5 protein-coding genes are annotated in these 9,033 nt (G+C 35.0%); 3 read left to right on the top strand and 2 right to left on the bottom strand.

Annotated features, from left to right (window positions below; all coding sequences use genetic code 11):
- Positions 1 to 62: 62 nt before the first annotated feature.
- The 3 genes from HNP25_RS15140 (at position 63) to HNP25_RS15130 (ending at position 6,855) form a co-directional block, all read left to right on the top strand.
- Positions 63 to 3,455 (top strand): SusC/RagA family TonB-linked outer membrane protein, encoded by a 3,393-nt coding sequence (locus HNP25_RS15140; RefSeq protein WP_229202883.1) that lies wholly within the window; start codon positions 63 to 65, stop codon positions 3,453 to 3,455.
- A gap of 18 nt (positions 3,456 to 3,473) precedes the next feature.
- Positions 3,474 to 5,156 carry a RagB/SusD family nutrient uptake outer membrane protein gene (locus HNP25_RS15135; protein ID WP_184135425.1) on the top strand — a complete coding sequence of 561 codons (1,683 nt, stop codon included), beginning with the start codon at positions 3,474 to 3,476 and terminating at the stop codon, positions 5,154 to 5,156.
- Positions 5,157 to 5,310: 154 nt separating this feature from the next.
- Positions 5,311 to 6,855 carry a glycoside hydrolase gene (locus tag HNP25_RS15130; protein WP_184135423.1) on the top strand — a complete coding sequence of 515 codons (1,545 nt, stop codon included), beginning with the start codon at positions 5,311 to 5,313 and terminating at the stop codon, positions 6,853 to 6,855.
- 69 nt (positions 6,856 to 6,924) lie between these two features.
- Here the strand turns inward: HNP25_RS15130 and HNP25_RS15125 are convergent, their stop codons facing one another.
- The gene (locus HNP25_RS15125; protein ID WP_184135422.1) at positions 6,925 to 7,884 is read right to left on the bottom strand and encodes a sugar phosphate isomerase/epimerase family protein; all 960 of its coding nucleotides are present in this window, start codon (positions 7,882 to 7,884) and stop codon (positions 6,925 to 6,927) included.
- A 239-nt stretch (positions 7,885 to 8,123) separates the two neighbouring features.
- Positions 8,124 to 9,008 carry a sterol desaturase family protein gene (locus HNP25_RS15120; protein ID WP_184135420.1) on the bottom strand — a complete coding sequence of 295 codons (885 nt, stop codon included), beginning with the start codon at positions 9,006 to 9,008 and terminating at the stop codon, positions 8,124 to 8,126.
- Positions 9,009 to 9,033 lie beyond the last annotated feature (25 nt).

The following is a 9,033-nucleotide window of genomic DNA, read 5'->3' as shown; positions in this document are numbered from 1 at the left end:
TTGATGATTTTTCTCATCCTTAAAGGCTGTTTTGATGCTTGGTCGCTCAAATTTCAGCCTTTTTGTTTTCAAGAACAAAATCTTCGGGTAGAGTAGCCTTGGCGATGGTCTTTACAAGTTTTTCTTATGGCTTTGATACTAAGGCACAAGAATTCTTGAATAAATCCATTACAATAAAAGCCGTAAACATTAAACTTAGAGACGTGCTTGAGAAGATTGAACAGCAGGCTCAAGTTAAATTTGTGTATAGTTCAAAGGCAATTAAAGCGGATAGAAAGTTAAATATTACTTCCTCGGAACAACGTTTATCAGAAGTATTAGAAGCACTTTTGAAACCTATGAATGTAGGTTATAAAGTATTGGGCGGACAAATTATTTTAAATGCCAATCCCTCGCTTTCGGTCTCGTTGATTAATGAAGATCCAAATACTTCTGATATTTTAGTCAAAGAAGAACGTACCATTACTGGGAAAGTAGTTGATACCGAAAAAGGAGAACCTTTGCCGGGTGTAAATATTAGCATCAAAGGAACACAAAGAGGAACATCAACAGATAGCAACGGTAAGTATTCTATTACGATACCTGACGATGCCGAAACCTTGGTGTTTAGCTTTGTAGGGTATGACAGACAAGAGCAAATTATCGGAAAGCGTATAGTTATTGACGTTAGTATGAAAGTAGATGTTCGTTCATTGGAAGAGGTTGTTGTTGTGGGTTATGGTACACAGAAAAAAGTAACTTTAACAGGTTCGGTTTCGGAAGTAAAAGGTTCTGAAATTGTGAAAAGTCCACAGCCAAATTTATCAAACTCTTTAGCTGGTCGTTTTTCTGGTTTTGTGGCAAACAACAGAGGTGGAGAACCTGGTTATGACGGTTCAAGCTATACGGTAAGAGGTTTTGCTTCTACTGGGAACAATGATGTTTTGATTGTAGTAGATGGAGTACCAGGACAAATTGGAGGTTTAGAGCGTTTAGACCCAAATGACGTAGAAAGTATTTCAATTTTGAAAGATGCTTCGGCAGCTGTTTATGGAAGTAGAGCGGCAAATGGAGTAATTCTTGTAACGACTAAAAAAGGTGGAAAAGGAAAACCAACGATTTCATACAGCTTTAATCAAGGTTTGAGCTCACCAACTCGTTTACCAAAATTAGCGGATGCGGCTACTTATGCAACAATCTTGAACGAAATTGATTATTATAACAATCCAGCGGGTGGAATGAACCAATATTATAGTGCAGACGAAATTACTAAATTCAGTAATGGTTCAGACCCAATTAATTATCCAAATACTAACTGGCAAAAAGAAGCATTGAAAAGTGTTGCTTTACAAAATCAGCATAGTTTAAGCATCAATGGTGGAACGGATAATACTAAATATTACCTATCGCTTGGAACAATTTATCAAGATGGTTTATACAGAAATGGCGTTACGCAGTACAAACAGTATAATTTCAGATCAAACGTTGAAGCTAATATTACAGATAATTTCAAAGTAAGTTTATCATTGGCGGGTCGTCAGGAAGACAGACAATACCCAACTTCAAGTGCTGGTAATGTTTTCCGTTCTATTTATAGAGCTTACCCAACGGTTGTTTCGGTATATCCAAATGGTTTACCATCAACAGGCGTTGAAAACAATAATCCAGTTGTTTTAGGTACTTCAGCAGGCGGAATTAATTTGAACCCAACTACTGTTTTCAATGGTATTTTAAGAGCAAGTTATAAGCTTCCTTTTGTAAAAGGATTAAGTATTGATGGTTTATATTCAGCTGATAGATCTTATAATTTTTCTAAATCTTTCAGTACTCCATATCCTTTATATTCTTATGACAAAAATAATAATGTCTATAATAGAGTAATTACGGGTGGTTCTGCGGGTGCTGCAACGTTGAGCCAAGATGAAACCAATACTTCTTCGATGGTTCAGAACATTAAATTGAACTATGAATTACATGCTGGCAAACACAATCTTTCAACGTTTGTAGCTTACGAACAAAGTAAAAATTCACAACAAAGATTTGGTGCTTCAAGAATCAATTATCCTACTGTTTCAACACCTGAATTATCGCAAGGTGGTGCAGCAGCAACCGATAAAAACAATTATGGAAGTAGCTATAACTTTACTAGAAAAAGTTATATCAGTAGAATCGCTTATAATTTCAATGAAAAATACCTTGCAGAAGTGCAGATGCGTGTAGATGGGTCTTCAATTTTCCCAGAAGGAAAACAATATGGTTTCTTCCCTTCGCTATCGGTAGGTTGGAGAGTTTCTGAAGAGCCTTGGTTTAAAACTGAAAAAGTAAATGATTTAAAACTTAGAGCTTCTTATGGATCGTTAGGAAATGATAACGTTGGTCAGTTCCAATATTATAATAATTATTCTTTCAATAATAATTATGTAATTGGTGCGAATACAATTCATTCAGGGATTGATTTAACAAAATTAGCTAACCCTGATATTACTTGGGAAACAGCGAAAAAGATGGATTTAGGCTTGAATACTACTGTTTTCAAAAATATTACTTTAGAATTTATTTATTTCCAACAACAACGTTCAAATATTCTTGCTACCAGAAATGCTTCGATTCCAAACGTATCAGGAATTGTAAATCCTTATGGTTCAGGAACTTTAGTGCCTGACGAAAACATTGGTAAAGTAAACAACAGTGGTTTTGAAACAAGTTTGGGTTATAGCCATGCTGGTGAATTCAGATACAATATTTCAGCCAATTTTACTTATGCTAAAAGTAAGGTAATTTTTATTGACGAAGCCGCTGGTGCTTTGGATTATCAACGTCAGACAGGTCGCCCGCTTTATACTTATCAATTATATAAATCAATCGGTATTTTCAGAACTCAGGCGGAGTTAGATACTTATCCTCACGTTGCTGGTGCGCAATTAGGAGATTTAATTTTGGAAGATTATAACAAAGACGGAAAAATTACTGCTGATGACCAAACCAGAACGGAATACGGTAACGTACCACAAATTACTTATGGTGTAGTGTTTAATGCAGGATATAAAAACTTCGATTTTTCATGTGTACTTTCTGGTCAAACAAACGTAAGCCAATATGTTTTACCTGAATCTGGACAAGTAGGAAATTTCTACAGCAGTTGGGCTGATAACCGTTGGAGTCCATCGAATCCAAATGGTACTTATCCACGTGTAGATACTAGAGCTTCATCATCTATCAATGGTGGATTATACAATAATACTTTCTGGTTGAATGATGCTTCTTTTGTTCGTTTGAAAAATGTTGAGGTTGGATTCACACTTCCAAAAACATTCTTAAGTTCGATAAAATTACAACAAGTACGTATTTATGCGAATGCTTTCAACTTACTGACACTTACAGGGGTAAAAGATTATGACCCTGAAGGAAACAGTAGCAGTGGACAGTTCTATCCACAACAGAGAATTATCAATCTCGGTGTAAATGTTAAGTTTTAATATTTAAAATTATCGACCATGAAATCAAAAAGAATAATATCAATATTTGTCATTGCCACAGGGATTTTCCTTTCTGTAAATGCTTGTAAAAATGACTTTCTGAATGTAGTACCAACCGATAGAGTATCTGATGCGTCTATTCTTTCAGATTCCTCTTTGTTTGAATCTTATGTAATTAACCGTTATGTTGGTGTGCGACTTACCGAAAAAGAAGCCGAAGGTACTCCTCCGGGTTTTGGTAGAGGTTTTGAATATGCCTTATGGTCTTCATTGACCGACGAGTCTATCTATAATAATGATGACAATACTTGGTTAGTACAAAGAGGACAATTAGCTCCAGAAAATACTGGAATCGCTGGTACGATTTGGGGAAGAAGCTACCGTGGTATTCGTGATGTTAATTATGCTTTGTCAAACCTTGATAAAGTACCGATGAGTGCTACTCAGAAAAATAGATTAAAAGGCGAATTGAAGTTTTTAAGAGCTTTCCGTTATCAAGACCTTATCCGCAATTACGGTGGCGTAGTTTTGATGAAAGATCAAGTGCTTGAATTAGGACAAGATTTAGCCAATGCCGACATTTATACAAAATCGTCTATCAAAGATTGTATCGATTACGTAGTAGCTGAATTAGATGAAGCAAGTACGCTTTTACCAAGAGATAATGGTAATAATTGGCAGTTGGGCAGAGCTACAAAAGGTGCTGCATTGGCATTAAAAGCCCGTTTGTTATTGTATGCAGCAAGTCCATTGTATAGTAGTGGCAACTGGCAAGCAGCCGCTAAAGCATCAAAAGATGTAATGGATATGGGTAAATATAGCCTTTATACAAATGGTTATGATAAGCTATTTTTAACGGCAGAAAACAATTCAGAAATCATTTTTGAAAGATTATACACCCAAGGTGCTCGCCACGTATGTTTAGAAATTTCAAATGCACCTAATAGCTATGGCGGTTGGGGCGGAAATGTGCCTTTACAAAATATGGTGGATGCTTACGAAATGAACAATGGTAAAGCGATTACTGAACCAACTTCTGGTTATAATAGTCAAGACCCATACACCAATCGTGACCCACGTTTTTACATGACGATTCTTTATAATAATGCTGGTTATAGAGCAAATACCGTTCAATCGTATTTACCAGGTGGAAAAGACAGTAAAGATGGACCATCAAACTGGAATACTTCAAAAACGGGTTATTATTTAAAGAAATTCATGAATGATAATTTACCGATTGATAACCCTTGGGATATTGCTGGCACTCAGCCTTGGATTTACTTCAGATATGCTGAAATTCTGTTAAACTACGCAGAAGCACAAAACGAAGCGGTTGGTCCGGATCAAAGTGTTTACGATGCCGTTAATGCTATCAGAAAAAGACCAAGTGTAAATATGCCAGCACTTCAAACGGGTTTAACACAAGCACAAATGCGTGATGTTATCCGTCGTGAACGTCAAGTAGAATTAGCTTTTGAAGAACACCGTTATTATGATGTTCGTCGTTGGAAAATCGCCAATGTTACTGAAAATGTCCCTGCTTATGGTATTGAAGTAGTAAGAAATGGCAACACGCTTACTTACAATAAAAAGGAAGCCTTGACAGGTCGTCATTTTGAAGAAAAACATTATTTTTTACCGATTCCAAGAGCTGAAATTCAAGCTTCTAATGGAAAATTATCGCAAACGAGCGGTTATTAATCTTGAAAGCCTTTCATTCAAAATTACCTGAATGAAAGGCTTTCTTTCTATATTGGTGCTTCATTCTATCTTTTCATTCAAACAAACATACCTCGAAAGCATGATAAGAATATCTTTTAAAGTAAGTAAATCCTTTTTGTTAAGAAAATGGCTCATGGCTTACACTTTTCTATTTTTACTTTTTAGTTGCACAAAAGCACAAGTAACGCCTGATAATGTAAAAACAGAGGAAAATAAAAAAGTAAACATTAGCATTGACGGAGCAAAAACTTTCCAAACAATTGAACATTTTGGAGCTTCGGATGCGTGGTCTTGTCAATTTGTTGGAAATTGGCCTGAAAGTAAAAAAAATAGTATTGCAGATTTATTATTTAGTCAAGATACAACCGCCAGCGGACAGCCCAAAGGTATAGGTTTATCGTTATGGCGATTTAATATTGGCGCTGGAAGTGCTGCTGTTGGCGACGAAAGTGGTATCAGAGATGAATGGAGAAGAGCAGAATCTTTTATGGATAATGATGGAAGCTATCATTGGGATAGACAAGCTGGACAAATTTGGTTTTTGAATGCTGCTAAACAAAGAAATGTAAAAAACTTTTTAGCCTTTACTAATTCGCCACCAATTCAATTTACGGTTAATAAAAAAGCTTATGCAAGTAACGGTAAGTCGAACCTTAGTGCTGATAAATTTGATACTTTCGCCAATTTTTTGACGACTGTCGTAAAAGGCGTGAAAGACAAAACAGGCATTCTATTTGATTACGTAAGTCCCGTGAATGAACCCCAATGGGAGTGGAGTGACGGCGGACAAGAAGGTACTCCTTTTAATAATACTGAAATTGCAGGGATTACTCGTTCGCTAAGTGCTAGTTTATTGAAAGCGAATCTTGCAACCAAAATCAATATTGCAGAAGCAGGTGAATTAAACTTCTTGTATGCGAAAGATAATTTAGTGAAGGGTTATCAAATTGCTGATTTTTTTGAAGCAAGTTCTTCAAATTATGTTGGGAATTTACCTAATCTGACAAAAGCCATTTCTGGACATAGTTATTTTACGAGTTCACCATTTTTGCAAGCTCGTGATAAAAGAAAATTATTGGCTGAACGTGTTGCTACAATTCCCAATCTAAAGTATTGGATGTCGGAATATTGTATTTTGGGCGATAATGCTGGCGAAATGGATGGTAATAAAAAAGATCTTGGTATTGACCCCGCTTTGTATGTTGCTAGAACAATTCACAACGATTTAGTGAATGGCAATGCTACAGCATGGCATTGGTGGTTATCAATTTCTCCTTATGATTATAAAGACGGATTGATTTACATTGATAAAAATAAAACAGACGGAAACTTTAGTACCAGTAAAATGCTTTGGGCTTTTGGTAATTTCAGTCGTTTCGTTCGTCCAAATGCAGAACGTATTGCTACAACGGTTGAAAATGAAAATACTCAGAATAATTTATTCCAAGTTTCATCTTACAAAGACCTTGCTCAAAAGCAATTAATTACAATTATTATCAACTCAGACATCAATCCTGTTGATATAAAGCTTACACTTTCAAATATCAAAGTAAGTTCAGTAAAAGCTTATGTTACTTCTAAAGATGCTGATTTAAAACCTTTGCCATCTACCTCTACTATACAAACGATTACAGTTCCAGCCCGTTCAATTATCACATTGGTTGGCAATTTAGAATAGTTTAAATAAAATTGGATAATAATATTAAAAGCATGTCATTTTTGATGACATGCTTTTTTGCTTTCAAACCTAAATAAGATTTCCTTTGATATAGTCGTAACTCATTTTAATACTTTCAAATTTGTCCTCTCTATAAATTTGGTCTTGTTCAACAAAAATATATTCAAGGTCTTTGTTGTGAGCAAAAATGTCTTTAAAATTTACCGCTCCAGTTCCTACTTCTGTAAATTTTACTTCACGTAAAGTATCAAAAATGCCTTTCTTGTTGGCATCCGGATAAACGGCTTTGGCAAATTGCTTGTCGATGTCTTTTACATGCCACATCACAAAACGTTTTGGATATTTTTTGAATAATTCAACTGGATTTTTTCCTGCTTTTACTGTCCAAAATAAGTCTAATTCAAAACTCAATAAAGCTGGGTCGGTTTCTTCTAGCAATACTTCATAACCCGATTTATTATCTTGCAATACTTTAAATTCCCAGAAGTGATTATGATACCCTAATTGTAAGCCTGATTTATGGCACAACTCGCCAGCTTTGTTAAACTGTGCTGCCATAAACTTATAATCGTCCAAAGTCATTTTATCGATTAAGCCAAATGGAGGTACTGGCACAACTAAATACTTTTGTCCTAAAGTAGCTGAAAGCTCAATTTGTGTTTTTAGAGCATCGTCATTTCCTTTGTTGGGCGTAAGGAAATCATTCAATTGATAATGTCCACTGTGGCTTACTAAGTTATTATCCGATAATAATTGTTTTAATTCACTTGCTTTTAAATTCCAGAATAAATCTTTACTGGCATCTCCTGAGTAATTAAAAAAAGTTTCAACATGGTTGAAGCCAATTTTTGATACTTTACTGATGGTTCCTTGTACATCTTTCGCTAATTCCTCACGAAGCGTATATAATTGCAAGCCGATTTGCTTAGGCTTTGCAAAGGAACGTGCTGCGATCAAATCTGATTGTGCCATCAATAATCCAGCACTTGCCAGTCCCATCTTCTTGAGAAAGTCTCTTCTTTGGTTCATGTAATAGTCGGATTAATAAAAATTAAATAAATGTATAATTGTGTTTTTGATTGATTGTCGCTTGCTTATAAAAACATCATGATAGATGTTTATTGATATTATTATATCATTTTGATACAATAGTACGAAAAAATATTGTCCCACCAAAATATTTAATCTTTTTATTGAAATAATTATAATGGAAGATTTTTTAATAAAAGAGAAATACACCAAAAGAGATTGAAAATGAGGAAGTAAAGCTATTTCTGGTGCTTATTTTTTATGAATGGATATTTTACCTGCTCCCAAAACTTTTTAGGAAAGGTATTGATTTGGGGAAAACCCAATTTTAGGTCACTATCTTGATAAGGAATTTTAGCATAACCGAATAAGTAATCCCAAATACTAAGAGTAATTCCAAAATTGATGCCATTCGGATAGCCTTCTGGCATTTCTTCTGCATGATGCCATAAGTGCATTTGTGGGCTATTCAAAATGTATTTGAATGGCCCTAACGGCAAATAGATATTGGCATGATTTAGATGTCCAATTGTCAAAGTAAACAAATGAACAATGATAAAATCATCAATGCCGAAACCGATCATTGCCAAAGGGATATATTCAAGGCTTCGATAAGTAATGGTTTCCATCCAATGATAACGAAGATGTGCTGCAAACCCCATTTCTTCAACACTATGATGTACTTTATGGAATTCCCAAAGCCAAGGAATACGATGCAATAATCGATGAATATTCCATTGAACAAAATCTCTGACGACCAATAAAATCAATAATTGAGACCAATAAGGAAGACTTCCTACTTGAATAGCAACTAGATTTTGGATACCGAAAAGCCCTAAAAAATCTTTGAAAGCCAATACTGCTACATCTGAAACAGCATTATAAACGACTAAGGAAAACAAGAAAAAATTGAAGAACATATAGAATACATCCAACCAAAAGTCATGTCGAATTGTGGACTGTTGCTTTCGCCAAGGAAATACAATTTCCAATGTCCAAACGAATAAAGAAATTGCGATGAGCCAATAAAAGTAATTATGACAACTTGGATGTAAAATTTCGTTCAGAACATACATAAAGTAATTGGCATAACCCATGTAAAAGGCTTCAAAGTATTTTCCCATTTAATCTTTAAATTACTTTTTTGAA

The sequence above is a fragment of the Arcicella rosea genome, from assembly GCF_014204325.1.
Taxonomy (GTDB): domain Bacteria; phylum Bacteroidota; class Bacteroidia; order Cytophagales; family Spirosomataceae; genus Arcicella; species Arcicella rosea_A.
This window is presented reverse-complemented; position numbering and strand designations above follow the sequence as displayed.

What these genes read in the sequence shown, in the direction of transcription:
- HNP25_RS15135 (WP_184135425.1), top strand. Translation starts at nt 3,474, where the DNA reads ATGAAATCAAAAAGAATAATATCAATATTTGTCATTGCCACAGGGATT.
- HNP25_RS15130 (WP_184135423.1), top strand. Translation starts at nt 5,311, where the DNA reads ATGGCTTACACTTTTCTATTTTTACTTTTTAGTTGCACAAAAGCACAA.
- HNP25_RS15125 (WP_184135422.1), bottom strand. Translation starts at nt 7,884, where the DNA reads ATGAACCAAAGAAGAGACTTTCTCAAGAAGATGGGACTGGCAAGTGCT.
- HNP25_RS15120 (WP_184135420.1), bottom strand. Translation starts at nt 9,008, where the DNA reads ATGGGAAAATACTTTGAAGCCTTTTACATGGGTTATGCCAATTACTTT.